The 17,661-nt window shown below is 37.8% G+C and carries 20 protein-coding genes; 15 read left to right on the top strand and 5 right to left on the bottom strand.

Going from position 1 to position 17,661, the window contains the following annotated elements:
- Position 1: 1 nt before the first annotated feature.
- Entirely contained in the window at positions 2-1,408 is a 1,407-nt protein-coding gene (gene selA, locus QUG14_RS02415; RefSeq protein ID WP_289338934.1) for an L-seryl-tRNA(Sec) selenium transferase, read from the top strand.
- A gap of 143 nt (positions 1,409-1,551) precedes the next feature.
- On the opposite strand, the gene QUG14_RS02410 is transcribed toward selA, so the two are convergent.
- Positions 1,552-1,692 carry a small acid-soluble spore protein P gene (locus QUG14_RS02410; RefSeq protein WP_165903014.1) on the bottom strand — a complete coding sequence of 47 codons (141 nt, stop codon included), beginning with the start codon at positions 1,690-1,692 and terminating at the stop codon, positions 1,552-1,554.
- Positions 1,693-1,808: 116 nt separating this feature from the next.
- Here QUG14_RS02410 and QUG14_RS02405 point away from each other — a divergent pair, with 116 nt between their 5' ends.
- Complete coding sequence (locus tag QUG14_RS02405) at positions 1,809-2,078, top strand: hypothetical protein (RefSeq protein ID WP_289338933.1); 270 nt, start codon at positions 1,809-1,811, stop codon at positions 2,076-2,078.
- Between the two features lie 45 nt (positions 2,079-2,123).
- Here QUG14_RS02405 and sspO read toward each other — a convergent pair whose 3' ends face one another.
- A complete protein-coding gene (sspO, locus tag QUG14_RS02400) occupies positions 2,124-2,273 on the bottom strand; it encodes a small acid-soluble spore protein O (RefSeq protein ID WP_045521763.1) in 150 nt (49 codons plus the stop codon).
- 357 nt (positions 2,274-2,630) lie between these two features.
- Between sspO and acnA the strand changes: the two genes are divergently transcribed.
- From acnA to abc-f, 4 genes are all read left to right on the top strand, one after another.
- Complete coding sequence (gene acnA, locus QUG14_RS02395; protein WP_289338932.1) at positions 2,631-5,342, top strand: aconitate hydratase AcnA; 2,712 nt, start codon at positions 2,631-2,633, stop codon at positions 5,340-5,342.
- Positions 5,343-5,448: 106 nt separating this feature from the next.
- Complete coding sequence (locus QUG14_RS02390; protein ID WP_289338931.1) at positions 5,449-5,814, top strand: DnaJ family domain-containing protein; 366 nt, start codon at positions 5,449-5,451, stop codon at positions 5,812-5,814.
- 25 nt (positions 5,815-5,839) lie between these two features.
- Positions 5,840-6,790, top strand: a complete 951-nt coding sequence (locus QUG14_RS02385; RefSeq protein ID WP_289338930.1) for a phosphotransferase enzyme family protein — start codon at positions 5,840-5,842, stop codon at positions 6,788-6,790.
- Positions 6,791-7,065: 275 nt separating this feature from the next.
- A complete protein-coding gene (gene abc-f / locus QUG14_RS02380) occupies positions 7,066-8,754 on the top strand; it encodes a ribosomal protection-like ABC-F family protein (RefSeq protein ID WP_289338929.1) in 1,689 nt (562 codons plus the stop codon).
- Positions 8,755-8,830: 76 nt separating this feature from the next.
- On the opposite strand, the gene QUG14_RS02375 is transcribed toward abc-f, so the two are convergent.
- A complete protein-coding gene (locus QUG14_RS02375) occupies positions 8,831-9,868 on the bottom strand; it encodes an NAD-dependent epimerase/dehydratase family protein (RefSeq protein ID WP_289338928.1) in 1,038 nt (345 codons plus the stop codon).
- A gap of 143 nt (positions 9,869-10,011) precedes the next feature.
- Between QUG14_RS02375 and QUG14_RS02370 the strand changes: the two genes are divergently transcribed.
- From QUG14_RS02370 to QUG14_RS02330, 9 genes are all read left to right on the top strand, one after another.
- Complete coding sequence (locus QUG14_RS02370; RefSeq protein ID WP_289338927.1) at positions 10,012-10,800, top strand: class II aldolase/adducin family protein; 789 nt, start codon at positions 10,012-10,014, stop codon at positions 10,798-10,800.
- A 135-nt stretch (positions 10,801-10,935) separates the two neighbouring features.
- Positions 10,936-11,469 carry a redoxin domain-containing protein gene (locus tag QUG14_RS02365; RefSeq protein WP_289338926.1) on the top strand — a complete coding sequence of 178 codons (534 nt, stop codon included), beginning with the start codon at positions 10,936-10,938 and terminating at the stop codon, positions 11,467-11,469.
- A 153-nt stretch (positions 11,470-11,622) separates the two neighbouring features.
- Positions 11,623-11,754, top strand: coding sequence for an FbpB family small basic protein (locus QUG14_RS02360; RefSeq protein WP_034672833.1), 132 nt, complete (start codon positions 11,623-11,625; stop codon positions 11,752-11,754).
- Positions 11,755-11,821: 67 nt separating this feature from the next.
- Positions 11,822-11,965, top strand: a complete 144-nt coding sequence (locus tag QUG14_RS02355; RefSeq protein ID WP_289338923.1) for an acid-soluble spore protein N — start codon at positions 11,822-11,824, stop codon at positions 11,963-11,965.
- A gap of 141 nt (positions 11,966-12,106) precedes the next feature.
- Entirely contained in the window at positions 12,107-12,322 is a 216-nt protein-coding gene (tlp, locus tag QUG14_RS02350; protein WP_289338922.1) for a small acid-soluble spore protein Tlp, read from the top strand.
- A gap of 124 nt (positions 12,323-12,446) precedes the next feature.
- Complete coding sequence (locus QUG14_RS02345; RefSeq protein ID WP_483310789.1) at positions 12,447-14,774, top strand: AAA family ATPase; 2,328 nt, start codon at positions 12,447-12,449, stop codon at positions 14,772-14,774.
- 33 nt (positions 14,775-14,807) lie between these two features.
- Positions 14,808-15,239: an acyl-CoA thioesterase gene (locus tag QUG14_RS02340; RefSeq protein WP_289338919.1), complete on the top strand. Its 432-nt coding sequence runs from the start codon at positions 14,808-14,810 to the stop codon at positions 15,237-15,239.
- 22 nt (positions 15,240-15,261) lie between these two features.
- Positions 15,262-15,552 (top strand): hypothetical protein, encoded by a 291-nt coding sequence (locus tag QUG14_RS02335; protein WP_289338917.1) that lies wholly within the window; start codon positions 15,262-15,264, stop codon positions 15,550-15,552.
- 23 nt (positions 15,553-15,575) lie between these two features.
- Positions 15,576-16,487, top strand: a complete 912-nt coding sequence (locus QUG14_RS02330) for a Gfo/Idh/MocA family protein (RefSeq protein WP_289338916.1) — start codon at positions 15,576-15,578, stop codon at positions 16,485-16,487.
- A 45-nt stretch (positions 16,488-16,532) separates the two neighbouring features.
- Here QUG14_RS02330 and QUG14_RS02325 read toward each other — a convergent pair whose 3' ends face one another.
- Positions 16,533-16,826 carry a HesB/YadR/YfhF family protein gene (locus QUG14_RS02325; RefSeq protein ID WP_289338914.1) on the bottom strand — a complete coding sequence of 98 codons (294 nt, stop codon included), beginning with the start codon at positions 16,824-16,826 and terminating at the stop codon, positions 16,533-16,535.
- Positions 16,827-16,896: 70 nt separating this feature from the next.
- Entirely contained in the window at positions 16,897-17,655 is a 759-nt protein-coding gene (locus QUG14_RS02320; protein ID WP_289338913.1) for a CPBP family intramembrane glutamic endopeptidase, read from the bottom strand.
- Positions 17,656-17,661: the final 6 nt, after the last annotated feature.

Below are 17,661 nucleotides of genomic sequence, written 5' to 3'. Positions count from 1 at the left end.
AGTGAAAGAATGGTTACGTTCAATTCCAGCTGTACATGAACTGCAAAATCATGAACAGTTTAATACTCTCCTTAGGGAGAATCATCTAGATGTGACTCAACTGACCAACAAGTTAAAGGAAGCGGTCGACCAAATTAGATCACAAATTTTAACTGGAGACTGGCAGGGTTCAACTCCAGGTACGAATCAGTTTATTGATGAAGTTTTTCAACTTTTAGGTATAACGATTAAGAAACAATTTTCGTATACCATCGAAAAAGTTATAAATGCCACTGGGACCATCCTTCATACCAACCTTGGAAGAGCGAGATTAAGTGACAATGCCATCCTTCATGTGGTAGAGACAGCACAAAACTACTCAAACCTAGAATATAAGTTACATGAAGGTGAACGTGGTTCAAGGCACAGCCATGTAGAAGATCTCCTTAAAGAAATCACAGGAGCAGAGGCTGCAATGGTTGTTAATAATAATGCTGCGGGAGTTTATCTGGTTTTAAGAGCGCTTGCAGAAAATAAAGAAGTGATTGTTTCGAGAGGTCAGTTAGTAGAAATTGGCGGCTCATTCCGTATTTCCTCGATCATGGAAGAAAGTGGAGCGAAATTAGTCGAAGTCGGTACAACAAATAAAACTCATTTATATGATTATGAAAAAGCCCTCAATTCTGAAACGGCGATTATCATGAAAGTACATACAAGTAATTTTAAAGTAATTGGATTTACAAAATCCGTTGAAACAGAAGAACTCATTGAGCTAACAAACAGGACCGAAAATGTTATTTTTTATGAAGACCTTGGCAGCGGCGCCCTTTTTGACTTTAGAAAACATGGTATTGGTGATGAACCCGTAGTGAAAGAGGTCATCGAAATGGGTGCGGATATTGTCTCCTTTAGTGGGGACAAATTGTTGGGTGGACCTCAAGCTGGGATTATTGCCGGAAAAAAGAAGATTATTGATACGTTAAAAAAACATCAATTAGCTCGAGTGGTTCGAGTCGATAAAATGACCTTGGCTGCGCTAGAAGGTACACTAATTGATTACGCTCGTGGGGAAAACGGTGTCCAAAATATTCCCACAATCCGTGATTTATTAGTTTCTACTGATGAATTAGACGTAAGATCAACGAGGTTTGTTACAAACTTGTTACAAGGTTCAGATAATTTTCAGGCGAAAATTTTCCCTGGCACAAGTCAAGTAGGAGGAGGAACGATGCCGGATGTCGGACTCCCAACTATGGTCATTTCGTTAAAACATCATACACTTACTGCCGAACAGGTTGGGAAAACGTTAAGAACAGAATACAAACCAGCAATTGTTGGACGAATTCAAAAGGATGAATTTATCATCGACTTAAGAACTGTTACAGAGGAAGAAGAAAAGCTTTTACTTCAAGTCTTAATCCAATTATAAATCTAACCCCCTCTTCGGTCTAGAGGGGGTTAGAACTATTTCTATGGTCCCAGTAAGATTAGTTTCTTTATATCTTTTTGAGCATTGTCCAGCTACAGGTGCCATTCGGGTCATAGACCGATAAGCAGGAACCTACAGCTTTTCTACATGTCATGGTGCGAGTTGTGTTTTTGGCGTGTATGGTTGCGATTCTTTACTTTTTTAGATCCGCTTAATGGCTCAGGCTGACCAGATGTCTTCGGTTGATTTCTTCTCATATCCTTGCCGTCGTTTTTGTTCACCATTTTTTCATCCCTCCTATATTGTTAGGATGTAATGCTGAAGAGTTTTTATGCTGAATAATTTGTTATGGTGCTGTGCAATTTAACGTTATAGAAACATGAGGGGAGTGAGACAGTCAATGCAACAATATCCATACAATAAGGATAAACAGCAGGCTTTTCAAGCTGCTCAGCAGGGTTACGAAGAAGCCCAGGGACTCGCTGCAACCATTATTAGCGATAGTGCGAGTTACGGTCATCAATTGAAGCATTTAAAAGAAGAAGTAAACGAAGCATACCAGCAAATTGAAAATGCACTTGAAGTTGCTACTGAACACCAGCGTGCACAGCTTGAGCGTTTTCAACAGGACTTGCAGAGTATAGTAGCTGAAGTAAATCTTCCTGAATAAAAATATGGTAAAAAAGCAGGGGAAAGGCTCCTGCTTTTTACTGCATTACTGATTCTTTTTTCGCTTTTTGTTGTTCATTTTTTCTTTTATTGTTAAAGGTTCGTTCGCCATTTCTTCATTAAAACCTGCACCTTGACCCTGACCTTTAGCAGCATTCGCCCCAGGGATTACATGGTTGGACTTTCTTCTTTGCATACCATTCACCTCCTACCCGAGAATTCTGTAGAATTCTCACTGATAGTGTTAATATTTCCTTTTAAGGTAAAATAAATGACAACAAAAAAGTTTTTTGAGATAATAAATACATACGCAATTCTAATCTTTATGATAATTCAGTCATACGTTCTTATAATATTTTTCAAAATATTTCGAACATTTTACATAAAAAACATAAGGAAAACTTATCAAGCACAATAACTTTCTTGTTATTTACTTATGTAGAAGGTTGTATTAAGATTAGAATTGTGAGAAAAGTAGAGATGGATAGGAATATTCAAACTTTTCAACTTTTCGTTTATTTTAGTTAATGTTGACGAATGAGGGGGCTTTACAATGGTGAAAAATGACGTATTTAACGCACGTACTTCCTTTGAAGTAAACGGTAAACGCTACCACTATTACCGCTTAAGTGCACTTGAAGAGGCTGGTCTTGGCAAGGTATCTAAATTGCCATATTCCGTAAAAGTATTACTTGAATCTGTGCTTCGCCAATATGATGGCCGCGTAATCGCGAAAGAGCACGTTGAAAACTTAGCAAAATGGGGTACGGATGAACTAAAAGAAGTGGACGTTCCATTCAAACCATCACGTGTAATCCTACAAGACTTCACTGGTGTACCGGCAGTAGTTGACCTTGCATCTTTAAGAAAAGCAATGGCTGACCTTGGCGGAGACCCAGATAAAATTAATCCAGAGAAAACAGTTGACCTTGTAATCGACCACTCTGTACAGGTAGATGCCTACGGTTCTGCAGACTCTTTACGAGTAAACATGGACTTTGAATTTGAACGTAATGCTGAGCGTTATCAGTTCCTAAGCTGGGCTCAAAAATCATTCAATAACTATCGTGCAGTGCCGCCTGCAACAGGTATCGTACACCAAGTTAACCTTGAGTACTTAGCAGATGTTGTTCACGTTGCACAAACAACTGATGGTGAATTAGAAGCATATCCAGATACATTAGTTGGTACTGACTCACATACAACCATGATCAATGGCCTAGGCGTTCTTGGATGGGGCGTTGGCGGTATCGAAGCAGAAGCAGGAATGCTTGGTCAGCCTTCATACTTCCCAGTACCTGAAGTTGTGGGAGTTAAGTTAACTGGAGAGTTGCCAAACGGTGCTACTGCAACAGACTTAGCTCTAAAAGTAACACAAGTTCTTCGCAGCAAAGGTGTAGTTGGCAAATTTGTTGAATTCTTCGGTCCTGGAGTATCTGTACTTCCATTAGCAGACCGTGCAACCATTGCGAACATGGCTCCTGAATATGGTGCTACATGTGGATTCTTCCCAATTGATGATGAATCTCTTGCATATATGCGTTTAACTGGCCGTGAAGAAGAACATATCAATGTAGTTGAACAATACTGCAAAGCAAATGGATTATTCTTTGATCCTGCTTTAGAGCCAGTTTATACAAATGTGGTTGAAATTGATCTTTCCGTTATCGAGGCAAATCTTTCAGGTCCTAAGCGTCCACAAGATTTAATTCCACTTTCAAAAATGAAAGAAGAATTCGTTAAGGCTGTTTCAGCACCACAAGGGAACCAAGGCTTCGGCTTACAAGCGGATGAGCTTGAAAAGTCTGCTGTCGTTAATTTCCAAAATGGAGACGAAACAACCATTAAAACTGGTGCAGTTGCAATTGCTTCTATCACTAGCTGTACAAACACATCTAACCCTTACGTTCTAGTTGGGGCAGGTCTTGTTGCGAAGAAAGCTGTTGAACTTGGAATGGAAGTTCCTAAGTTTGTTAAAACATCTTTAGCACCAGGATCTAAGGTGGTAACAGGATATCTTCGTGATTCTGGATTACTTCCATACCTAGAGGAAATCGGCTTCAACCTTGTTGGTTACGGCTGTACAACTTGTATCGGTAACTCCGGTCCATTAAAAGAAGAAATTGAAAAAACAATCGCTGAAAATGATCTATTAGTTACATCTGTACTCTCAGGTAACCGTAACTTTGAAGGACGTATTCACCCGCTTGTAAAAGGTAACTACCTTGCTTCACCACCACTAGTTGTTGCTTATGCATTAGCTGGTACTGTGAACATTGATTTTGCTTCTGAAGCAATCGGTAAAGATAAAGATGGTAACGATGTATTTTTCAAGGATATTTGGCCATCAACTGCTGAAGTTAATGATGTAGTTAAACGTACTGTTACTCCTGAACTATTCCGCAGAGAATATGCGAACGTGTTCGGTGACAACGAGCGTTGGAACGAAATCAAAACGAGCAATGAGCCATTATATACATGGGATGAAGATTCCACTTATATTGCAAACCCACCATTCTTTGAAGGTTTATCACCTGAACCAGGTACAGTGGAACCATTAACAAACCTACGTGTAGTAGCGAAATTTGGGGATTCTGTAACAACTGACCATATTTCACCTGCAGGAGCAATTGGTAAGAACACTCCAGCTGGTAAGTATCTACTTGAAAAAGGTGTTCAGCCTCGTGACTTTAACTCTTACGGTTCTCGTCGTGGTAACCACGAAGTTATGATGCGAGGAACATTTGCAAACATTCGTATCCGTAACCAAATCGCTCCAGGCACTGAAGGTGGAGTAACCACTTACTGGCCAACAGGCGAAGTGACACCAATTTATGATGCTTGCATGAAGTACAAAGAAAACGGTACTGGACTAATTGTTCTTGCTGGTAAAGATTACGGTATGGGTTCTTCACGTGACTGGGCTGCAAAAGGTACCAACCTTCTTGGCATTAAAACAGTTCTTGCTGAAAGCTTCGAGCGTATTCACCGTTCAAACCTTGTGTTAATGGGCGTTCTTCCACTTCAATTTAAAGATGGCGAAAGTGCTGAAACACTTGGCTTAACTGGTAAAGAAACAATCGATGTACAAGTCGATGAAAACGTTAGACCACGTGATTTACTAAAAGTTACAGCTACTGATGAAGCTGGTAACAAGAAGGAATTTGAAGTACTCGTTCGCTTCGATTCTGAAGTTGAAATTGATTACTATCGTCATGGCGGTATCCTTCCAATGGTACTTCGCGAAAAATTACAAGAAGCATAATATTCAAACCACCATGCAGCTTTGCATGGTGGTTTTTTTCCGGGTAATAACATATATTTTAGTGAAAAATAAACTATTTACTTGTAGAGCGAAGGGTGCGATGTAAATGAATTTTTCAAAAATTGCTGAAGATAAAATTAAGGAAGCAATAAAGAAGAATGATCTCGATAATCTCCCTGGAATGGGAAAGCCTCTAGAATTAAGAGATGACTTTCCAGGAATGTCTGAAGAATGGAAAATGGCGTATCGTGTCCTAAAAAATTCTGGCTATACACCTGAGGATTTAAAAAAAGAAATTTTTAGAATAGAAGAATTGTTAGAGAGTTCAACAGACGAAGAAGAGAAAAAACGCCTTCAAGCAAAATTAGGAAAAAAAAGGATGGAGATGGAGAGAATACTTGAAAAAAGAGGAACCACTTCAAGTTCTCGATTTGAAAGTTATGCGGATAAAATTTATAACAAATTAAAATAGTGATTATCTAGAAAGAGAGATAAAAATGTTGACCGATTCTATTTTACATTTATACGACCATATAGAAGGTGAACTTGTCGAAATGAAAGATGGCTTTCATAATAAAGTCTATTCCTCCGGTAATTTAATCTTCAGAGTTTCACCTTCTGGTAGAAGAAAGCAAAAAGATATTATTAATGAATTAGCAGTTATATGCGAGTTATATGAATATGGTTTGCCTGTATCATTACCAGTAAAATCCGTTCATAAGAGGTTGGTTGAGTCAATTGACAATCACCATTATGTAGTGGCATTCGAGAAAGCGAAGGGTACATCCATAGATGTTACCAATCGTGAGGTATGGAACAAAGAACTATTTTATCATTGGGGAAATGAAATGGGGAAGATGCACAGTGCTGGGAGAAAAATAAAGGTACATCGTCCAATTTGGACAGCACAACAACCGGATTTACTAAATATACTCCCAAAAATCACTTCAGAACCTATAACAGAAAGGTACAAACAGCTATTGAATCAGTTAGGGAGATTTTCGCTGACTCCAGACCTATTCGGACTTATACATAATGATTTCCATCAGGGGAATATGGTTGTCAACGAAGGAAGGTTGACCATTTTTGACTTTGATGATTGTGCCTATCATTGGTTCGCTTATGATTTAGCCGCTTCCTTTTATCATGCCAATTGGCAAGCTTCCTCGTTTACACCAGAGGACAAAGAATTCAGCAGAGTTTTCTGGGAGAACTTCTTAAATGGGTATAAGGAGCAACGCAATATCAGCAAAGAGCTCATTCAACAGATTCCGATCTTTTTAAAAATCAGAGAGATCTTTTTATATACGTTGTTCTTAGAAAAGTGGGACTTGAGAAATTTGGAGGATTGGCAAGCGTATACACTATCCAATTTAAAACATACTATCGAGACAGGTAAGCCGTACTCAGACGTTAATTTTTCGGAAATGATTGACAATCTCGGTTGAGGTAAAATACAATAAAACTAACAAACGTAAAGGAATGGTAAAGAGGAATGAAGTTATAATCTTATTTTTTCAGAACATTTATTCGAATAGCGAAAAATGATGAACCTGAAGAATAGGATTAGTCTATCCTTTTTTAAGCCCTGAACGTTTATAATTCTAATTAAAACATAGTTAACATAAGCCTTTTTGTGCCTATTTAACATATGCTTTTTTATGATTGTGTAAACTTTTGTGACTTAACACTCTCTTCAGGTTCAAATGAAGGGAGTTTTTTTATGAACAAAAATATTATAAAAGTAACTGGATTAGAAATGACATTTAATTTAAGAAAAATCTTAGACGATGTTTCCTTTGATATTAAAAATGGTGAAAGAATTGGACTCGTCGGCTACAATGGCACCGGTAAATCCACATTAGCAAATATAATCACAGGGAAACTCTCACCTGATAAAGGCTACATTGAAAAATCACCTGAATTAGTGATTGGATACCTTACCCAATCGATTGATTATGAAGGCAGTGATATCTTTTCTGCTGATGGAGACTTATTGCAGCACTCAAGTGAACTGGGTCTAAAAAAGGTGTATGAATGGGAGGAGAATCGTTTAAACCATCTGAGTGGCGGCGAGAAGTTGAAACTTGCATTATCCAAGGTGTGGGCTTCCAAGCCAGGATTTTTAATTCTTGATGAGCCGACAAACCATCTTGATTTTAAAGGGATCGAATGGTTGATTGAGGAATTGGAAAAATTTAAAGGTCCAGTGTTGATTATTTCTCACGATCGTCATTTTTTAGATAAAACGGTAACACGTATTTTTGAAATAGAGAATACTAAGATTAACTTCTATTCTGGCAACTACAGTGATTATCAGAAGGAAAAGCAGCACAGACACGAAACTCAAATGCATCATTATGAGGTGCAACAGCGTAAAAAAGAAGAAATTGAATTGCAAATGGAGCAATTATCGTCCTGGTCCGAGAAAGCTCATAGGACTTCCACGAAACAAGGAAGAGATTATGGAAATAAAGAATACCATCGCGTTAAGGCGAAGAAACGTGATGCTCAAGTGAAATCCAAAATGAAACGTCTGCAAAGTGAGCTTGAAAAAAACAAGGTCGACAAACCTTTAGAAGAGACGAAAGTTAGATTTCAGTTTGATACGAAAGGGAATAGAGGAAAAAGGATTATTGAGGCAAAGCATTTAACGAAATCGTTTAATGATAGAGTTCTATTCCGTGATTCTCATTTTTATCTCAATCACGGAGAGCGTATCGGTTTATTAGGAGATAATGGCTGCGGTAAAACCACCTTAATTAAAATGATTCTTGGTGAAATATCTGTTACTAAGGGTGAGCTATGGAAAAGTGAATCGTTAAAGGCAGCATACCTAAGTCAAGATGTTGATAACTTACCCGCTGATAAAACAGCTTTAGAGGCATTAGGGTTTACAGACCGAGAAAACATCCTAAAGGCGCGAACCTTATTTGCTAATCTCGGACTAAAAGAACAGTTTATTACCAAGCCAATCGGTACTCTAAGCCTTGGAGAGCGAACAAGAGTGAAGTTAGTTGACATGCTAATGAAAGACTATGATGTCCTAATCTTGGATGAACCGACCAATCATCTTGACCTGCCAAGTAGAGAAGAGTTAGAAAAAACACTAAATGACTTCGCAGGTACGATTATTACCGTTTCGCATGATTACTATTTCTTAAATAAGCTTTGTGATAAACTGCTTGTATTTGATAATCAGAGAATAAAGCGTTGGGAAATGAAGCCGGAAGAGTACTTTAATAAAAATAGTGTTGAACCTACTGATAGTAAAGAAACTTTAATGATAATTGAAAATAGAATTGCAACGATCTTAGGTGAATTATCTCTCATTGACCAAAAAAATCCTAAATACATGGAATTAGATAGTGAATTTAACGCACTATTAAAAGAAAAAAGAAAGTTAATGTAAAATACACAAAAGAATAGCCCCCCGAGAAGGGGGCTATTCTTTCTGCGTTTATTGAATTATAATCTGCGAACATCTTTTACACATTAGATCGAGACCATAATTGAAGTAATTCTTCTTCACGATCCCTACTCATCCCGGATTTCCATTCATCCGAAGCTAGATTACGTTGTTTTTCCCATTCATAAATTTCCGTTAAACTTTCCTCCAGAGGTCTGAAGGTTAGCCCGCTCGCAATAGCTTTTTCAATATTAACGGAAAAAGCACCTTTCCATGGCTCATTGAGCTCGGGTTCAAGTGGAAACTCTTCAGGTACCCAAAGCGGCATCTCAGTCCATGGAGCAACCCCTTGGTCAAGTAGAAATTTCTCATCACACCAAACTATTTCTGCATTAGAGCCTGTGACCTTCTTGCAGTTCTCGAGAAATTCTCCCATCGTCAGGGTGTAATCAGGCCCGGTTGCATTAAAGGTTCCCGCTGATTGGCTAGCCATCATTGATAATATCCATTGGGCTAGGTCCTGATTATCAATCATCTGTACAGGTCTATTCGGATTCCCTGGTGCTAGAACCTTACCACCAGCTGCAATTCTATGTATCCAAAAGGGTATCCGGTCCGTATAATCGTTAGGTCCGATTAATTGCCCTGCACGAACATTCAAAACACGCCCTGGCAAATTTTTCTCAGCAATTACTTCACATAACGCTTTGAATTGCCCATAATACTCATATCCATTACTATTTTTAGAAAGCTTATTCGCTTCCTCTAATGACATTGCGTAAACAGGGTACTTTTCATCGAAATTTTCCTGAACCCAATCTTGATATACAGAAATACTTGAAATAAATGTATAATGCTTTACTCGGTCTTTTAATAAATCGGTTGACATTAAAACCGAAGATGGTATGAATCCACTTGTGTCCAACACCGCATCCCAATAGCGGCTTTTTAGTTCGTTTAAGTCTCCAAATCGGTCTCCAGTAAGAATTTCAACATCCTGAAATCCCTCATTTTGATTCCCGCGATTAAATATAGTCACCTCATGGTTTTGCATCTGCGCTTCCTCAACAAATGTTCTACCTAAAAAGCGACTTCCCCCTAAAACGAGTATCTTCATAAACCCAACTCCCTTCCGTGTTAACATTTTACCAAATTTTCATAACTTTGCGTTAATATTATCCAGGCATAAATCTCTAATATCATTAAGGAGAAGGGTATACTAAATATATCAATGTTTTCATAACAGAAAGCAGGGTTTAGATGATTATTGAGATAAAATATAAAAAACTTATATGCGAATTTGGGAAACGTGTATATGAAAAAGGCTTCGTAGCAGCTAATGACGGAAATATTTCTGTCCGTATCGATGAAAATGAGTTTTTGATTACTCCTACGAACGTAAGTAAAGGATTTCTAACTCCTGATATGATCGTCAAAGTGGATGGAGAAGGAAATGTTCTCGAGGGAGATTATAAACCTACTACAGAAATGAAAATGCACTTACTTGTGTATAAGGAACGGCCGGATGTTCATGCGGTTTTACACGTTCATCCCCCATATGCAACTGCGTTTGCAATCGCAGGAATCCCCTTAAATCAAGCGATTTTGCCTGAAGCAATCGTATCCTTGGGGACGATACCATTAGCCCAATATGGAACACCATCAACGGATGAGGTACCAAATGCAATCAAATCACATGTTTATGATCATCAGGGGGTGTTATTAGAAAACCATGGTGCGTTAACATGGGGGAAGAATTTAGAAAACGCCTATTACTTAATGGAATCATTAGAGTTTACGGCAAAGATTAATTGGATTTCAAGACAATTAAGGGGCGATCGCGAACTCTCCAAAGAAAATGTAGCTAAACTCATTGATATTAAAGCCATGATGGGATTAGAAGGAGTATCACCATTGGGTGTGGATGTCCCAGAAGGCACTCATGCAAAAAAAGTGACTTCAGTAAATGAACAGACATTATCAGACAGGGATATTGAACTTATTGTTGATCGTGTGACGAATAGTGTTCTTAATGCCATGAATCAATAAAATTTGCTTTTCTGATATACTTTTACTAAACTGATTGTAAATTGTCACATATTTGGCATATACAACTTTTATTTCAACTTACTTTATAGTGTAAAATCGATGTAGTACATTATTGAATCAAGGGGGTTCGGGGGTATGGTAAAAAAAGTAATTGCTGTTGTTGTGCTAATAGCCTTACTTGGTGTTGCGATTGTGCAGGCTATGGACAAAAAGGCTGAACCCGAGAACGTGAGTCAAGAAGCAGCTAATATGGGTGGTTTAAAAGTAGGGGCAAAGGCACCTGATTTTGAATTAAAAACATTAACGGGGGAGACCGTTAAACTTTCGGATTTAAAAGGAAAAAAAGTAATGCTCAATTTCTGGGCAACTTGGTGTCCACCATGTAAAGCAGAAATGCCAGCCATGGAGGAGTTTCATAAAGAAGTTGGGGACGATGTTGTTATATTAGCGGTTAACATTGATCCGCATTTAGATGTTCAAGCTTTCGTTAATGAAAATGGAATTACTTTTCCTATACCTTTAGATGCAGAAGATAAAGTAAACGAAACCTATCAAGTTCTTTCCATTCCAACGACGTATTTTATTGATACGAAGGGGAATATCGGAAATAAGTTTATCGGTGCGATGAGTCTCGATGCAATGAAACAATACACGAAGGATCTAAATTAGACATTGGATGATAAAATCCAATGTCTTTTTATTTTCAAGGATGCTTTAAAGCATTAACGCACTATTTTCTTATAATTTTCAAAAAGTTGTAATAATTGCAACCGTTTCCGGGCATAATAACTGTTAGAATAGGAAATAAGGAAGGTGATATACATGAGAAAGCCCAGAAAACGTTCCTTTGCAGAACTGGTATCCGAAAATAAAAGTCAACTTTTGAAAGATAGAGCTGCGATGGAAAAAATTGAAATGCGCCTAGAAGAAAAGCGCCTCGGTAAAGCTGAATAACTCACATAGTTTACCAATCATGTTCCTCCTTTAAAACGGACAAAATGTTAAGGAGGAGGGATATTACATGAGTAATCCAAAACATAGTCAACAAGGCTTCAGCGAAGATCATCTTGGAACAAAATCCAAGAACTTTGGTGGAAACAAAGGAAAACAATATCAAGATAAATCTGGTAAGCATGCACAAGTCATGCAAACTAAAGGTGAATAAAAAGATGGTAATGGACTCGTCAGGCAGCAGCCAACGGGTCCTTTGTTTTGATATCTAACAAAATTTCTCTGTGATATTTTCTTTACTTCGTTACAAACTATATCTGTAATAACCCTGACAACACATTGAGGAGGAATTGTGATGACCTACAATAACAAACCGAAACCAGATGACCGCAGTGATAATGCAGAAAAGCTACAGTCAATGATTCATGATACGATTGAAAACATTGAGGCAGCGGAAGAATCACTTCAATTTACAGAAAGTGAAACACAGCGCCAGCAAATTGAAGCAAAAAACCAAAGACGCCGTGAAAGCATTGAATCCTACCGTTCAGAAATTAAGGACGAAGTCTAAGCAAAACCACCGGGACCTGTTTAATTCAAACAGGTCCTTTTTTAAATAAATCATTGAATTTCATGTCGGTGGACAGGTTGTGGTAAGATAAAAAGGAAATTTCAAAAAAGAAGTGATCCTATTGATACGACAACAAACGAATCAAACAAAAACCGGTAATGAACCAATCATTCAGTGGGAAACCGAACTGAATGAAAAAGGCTTTATCGTCAATGAAAATGAGCTATTAACTGCCATACGGAGCGAATCAGACCCTATACTTCTATCAAGAATGTTAACGGTAGCTGCACTCTCACGTTTAAGTCAAAAGAAGCATGATTCATTAGCCTCTGCTTGGCTGCATAAAGCATTGGAATTACATCCTAACAATGAAAAGGCAAAGTCCTATTTCATTCAATACGATTGGAAAAAGAAAAGAGATATACTAGATGTTTTAACCTTTCCTGCAATGCGGGAAACAGATAATCGAACAGCAAAGAAAAAAGTCGCTGAACAATACATACAAATATGCAAAGCTTACTTAGCACAAGCCGATGATCACGTAGAAGACCTAATTGAAAAGTTGAATCTTGCCATGGCATTGGGAGACAAGCAATTAGCGCAACAATATAAAAAACTCACTGAACTACTGTCAAATTCGATTGAAGTTAGCGGCAACCTATTAAAGGCCGCACAGGAGTACGAAGAATCGATTAAAGGTGTATTTCACACGGCAACCTATTATGATGATCTAAAACTTCATTTGTCCAGCCTTGATGAAATTAAAAAAGACTGGAAAAGTCACTTTGACGTTGAAGAAGACATTCCACAGACATCAGAAAATGCCCTTGAACAATTAAATGAGATGATTGGGATGGGGGTTGTCAAAAAGCGGGTCAATGATTTTTATCAATTTTTAAAATACCAGAAAGATCGCAAAGAGCTTGGATTCCATATTAAAGATGAATTAAGTCTTAACATGGTACTAACAGGAAATCCAGGTACAGGGAAAACAACCATTGCCCGTTTATTAGCCAAAATTTATCACGAACTAGAGGTCTTGCCGCGTCCAGAAGTGATTGAAACAGACAGATCACAGTTGGTGGGGGCATTTGTTGGCCAAACAGAGGAAAACGTTCGCGCAGTAGTTGAACGAGCGATTGGCGGCGTTCTATTCATTGACGAAGCCTACAGTTTAAAACGAGAAGGCCAATCAGGAAATGATTACGGTCAAACCGCCGTTGATACCCTTGTTTCGCTCATGACAGGCAAGGAATATGGCGGAAAATTCGCGGTTATTTTAGCAGGTTATCCGGATGAAATGCGTACCTTTTTAGACGCCAATCCAGGATTGCGAAGCAGATTTCCACAATCCAATCTGATTCACTTACCAAATTATTCAAACGAGGAATTAATCTCTATCGCTGAAAAAATTGCCTCAGAGAACGATTATATCCTTACAGAGGAAGCGAAGGTAGAAATTAACCATCGGCTTGAACAGGAACGTGTCGATGATACATTCGGTAATGCGAGATCTGTCCGTAATATCGTGTTGGATGCGATTTTTAAAAAAGGATCTGATCATCCGATTTCAAATGATGATATATTCACTTACACCTTATTGGATAAAGACGATTTCAAAGTGGAGAAGCATGATCACCAGGAATCACCTTTTGAAAGGTTGGAACGTTTAATTGGTTTAACGGAATTAAAGGGAGAATTAGAGACGCTCGTTTCCTTTGTTAAAATGCAGCAGTTTAGGAAGGAAAAGGGCCTGCCTACAGTGCCGATTCAAGTTCACTCCGTTTTCACCGGAAATCCTGGTACAGGTAAAACCACAGTTGCTAAGATATACGCGGAACTCCTCCGTGAATGCGGTATGTTAAAAAGAGGTCATTTGATTGTCGCAAGCAGAGCAGACTTTGTAGCAGGTTATGTTGGTCAAACTGCAGGAAAAACAAAGAAAAAGATTCGAGAAGCTCTTGGAGGCGTATTATTTATTGATGAAGCCTATTCACTGTTAAGCCAAACAGCAGGTGATTTTGGTAAAGAAGTAGTAGATACCCTTGTTGATGAAATGACTAAGCATAATGAAAATCTTGTGGTTGTCCTTGCAGGATATCCAAATGAAATGGACCAGTTATTAGAGAGCAACCCAGGACTGCGTTCTAGGTTTAAGAAATTCTTTCTTTTTCCTGACTACTCGGCTGTGGAACTGCTAGCTATAATCGAATCCTATGTAGAAGGTTTTCAATACCATTTAAGTGAAGCTGCGAAAGCACTTTTGAAACAAAGCATTGAAAATCACACCTACAAAGGAAACGGAAGATTTGCCACCAATCTAGCAGATGAAATGATACAAGCACAAGCAATGAGGCTCATGGGAGAAGCAGGAGAAGAGGTTTTACTAGAAAAAGCGATTCATATTGAGAGTGAGGATGTTGAAAAAGCGCTAAAAAAGATGGCGCATTAAAATCGCGTGGTTTTAAAGGAAGGGGAATAGGAAATGGATAATGTATTTACTTCTACAAGGGAAATTCAGCTATTATATGCAGACACGGATATGATGGGAGTCATCTATCATGCTAACTATTTAAAGTATTTTGAGCTTGGGAGAAGCGGATTGATTGAGGATCTTGGATATAGTTATGTAGATATGGAAACCGCAGGTTATTTTGCACCGGTTTATGATATCCAAGCAACCTATAAAAAGCCGTTACGTTATGGTGATAGGGGCTTTGTAAAGACGTGGATTGAGAAAAATGATGGGCTTAAAACAGTCTATGGCTATTCCATCATAAATGGTGACAAGGAAGTTTGTGCAGAAGGAACATCAACTCATATTGTTGTTAAAAAGGACAACTTTAGACCGATTGCATTTAAAAAGGCATTTCCTGAATGGTTCCTAAAGTATGAAGAAATAAAGAAAAAGCAATAGAATGAGTTCCTGAGGTGAATTTATGGCGTTTGGAATCAAAAGACAGGAAGTAAGAGAGTGGAAACAGAAAATCGATGATGGTGAAATCGCCTTTTTAACCCACTATTGGCTGGATGATCGTTTTCCTGGGAGCAAAACCGTTACGAAGGTTGGATGTCATGACCTTGAAAAATTGGCAGCATGGGGAAATAGGTACGGCTTAAGAAAAGAATGGATTCACCACCGTCGTGACGGATATTCACATTTCGATTTAATTGGAGACAGACAAAAAGAAATTTTACAAAAAGAAGGTTTGGATCATCATATTTGGTGAAGATGAAAAGGGGAAAAGATACCATGGTTAAGATCGGAATCATTGGACTTGGGGATATAGCCAAAAAAGCGTATCTTCCTGTTGTAAGCGAGCATAAGGATATAGAGTTTCATATTTACACAAGAAATACTGAAGTTTTAACTGATATTAGTAAAAAATATCGCTTTCCTCACATACACTTTAGTCTATCTTCCCTTATTGACAGCGAAATAAAAGGCGCTTTTGTTCATTCGTCAACAGAATCACATGAGGATATTGTTAGAGAACTCTTGGAAAATGGTATTCATGTTTATGTGGACAAGCCCATCACCTATCACTTGGAGACTTCTAAGGAGCTTGTCGAGCTTGCTGAAAGTAAAAAACTTATCTTAATGACGGGATTTAATAGACGGTTTGCTCCATTTTACCGTTCAATGACTGAGATCACTCAACCCAATATGGTTATTTTGCAAAAAAATCGCCATTCACTTCCTAGTGATATTCGAAAATTTGTCTTCGATGATTTCATCCACGTTTTAGATACGGTGCGGTACTTGTTTCAAGGAGAAATTCAGGAGACAATCGTTCATGGAAGGGTAAAGGATGGCCAGCTTTACCATGTAGTGGTTCAATTTATTTCAAAAGATATGACAGGCATTGCTATTATGAACCGTGACAATGGGGCTGTTGAAGAAAAATTAGAGGTAATGGGACCAGATGAGAAGAGAGTTATCAACGATTTAGATAAAATGACGATTTATCGAGATCAGAAAGAAATCGCACTATCATTTAACAATTGGGATTCTACTCTTTTTAAAAGAGGATTTGAACAGATTATCGAAGAATTTATTGACGCCGTGAAGACGGATACATTGCCATCTGTAACAGCTAGAGATGCGTTACAGACACATGAATTATGTGAACATGTTGTCCAACAGCTGGAGGGTAAACAATAGAAAAAGCACACATGAGTATCGTTCATGTGTGCTTTATTTTGTTGATTATGCTTTTTTATAATCTAAAACAGGCTCTTCATATTTTGCATGATATTCAATGATTAAATCATGGTCATCGAAATACCATAAATCTTTTTCTTCAATATAAAAAGTAATCCCATCTTCGGTTATCTTCGCTCCAATATCAACGGGTTCTTCATTCGATATGCCAAGTGAAAACCCACTTTGTACCGTACTACATCCCCCATAACGGACATAGAAACGGACAAAATCACCTGTTTTAAGATTGAGTTCTTGCTTGTACCATCCTGCTGCTTCACTGCTGATTTGGATTTTCATTTGTTTCTCCTTTCAAAATGCCTATGCTGTTAGTATATAATAAAGTCTGCACAAATATCGATGATGTTGCTTATATAGGCAACTGGAGCAATCCATTGAGAAATAGTAAGATCAAAACTAAGGTATGGGTAATAACTGATGGAAAGATGCTTTTATACTTTATTGTCAATAATCCAAATATGAACCCCATACAGCAATACATAAGAAATACAGCGATAGAAAATCCAAATATTGTCGTGTTCAGTGCAAAGCCAATGCTTGTAAACAGAACCGAAGTCGTCTGATTAGTAATCACTGTTAATTGTGTTAACCAAATGCCTCGCCATACCACTTCCTGTATGGTTGCATGGATAATCGCGAACAAGATAAGCGAGAGGAATAGCTTCATATCCATTTCAATCTCATTCGTAAAAATAAATAAAATGAACCCAAAAGAAATAAGAACCCCAATGAAATAGAGAGAATTTTTTCTACCAACACTTTCTGGCATTTTAAAAAAGAAACTAATTTTTTTACCAAACTTCTTGATGACATAACACATCGATAGAATTGGGATGATGTACAATAGTTGGTTAATAATTACCCTATAGTATGGCTTCAATTCATATGCTTCAATAAATTTATCCGCATAAAAGAGAAGCAGACTTCCTCCAAAGAAAGAAATCATCAGCCAAGCAAATAAACGATTTTCTTCCTTTAAGAAAGCTAGTAAAAGCAATATGCCCAGGATAAACCAAGAGAACAAACTATAATAACTTCTTGTGAAGAAAAAGAGTAAGAAAATAAACAGCATGGATAAAAAGGAACCTTGATGGTTATTTTGTTTCATTTTAGA

Source organism: Neobacillus sp. CF12 (assembly GCF_030348765.1).
Classification (GTDB): Bacteria; Bacillota; Bacilli; order Bacillales; family Cytobacillaceae; genus Neobacillus.
The sequence above is the reverse complement of the archived record's forward strand: the minus strand, read 5'-3'. Positions and strand labels throughout refer to the sequence as shown.